Raw genomic sequence first — 275 nt, 5'->3', positions numbered from 1 at the left:
GCGCGGCGATGCTCGGTATCGATTCTTGCGCCATTGAAGGCATGGAGTATGCCGCAGTGGAAAAAATCCTTGCCGAAGCCGGATTGCTCGACCCTGAACATTACGGCTTGTCCGTCGCCGCAACCTTCGGCTACCGTGTGCGCGATATTTCTCCGAAACCGCGCCGCGATGCGTCGGAAACGGTAATTTGGGCGGAGTAGGGCGCGTAGCCGGATTTCAATGAAATAGGTCGTCTGAAAGTGTTGTTTGACTTTGGTGAAGTGACACTTTCAGAC

Annotated in this window: 1 pseudogene; it reads left to right on the top strand. The window is 54.5% G+C overall.

The annotated features are described in order from the left end of the window. Window positions 1-200: pseudogene (locus tag ACTHS3_RS17850) on the top strand (NAD(P)H-dependent oxidoreductase); the annotation flags it as partial. Between the last annotated feature and the right edge of the window lie 75 nt (window positions 201-275).

The sequence above is a fragment of the Neisseria sp. P0009.S007 genome (assembly GCF_051962515.1).
This window is presented reverse-complemented; position numbering and strand designations above follow the sequence as displayed.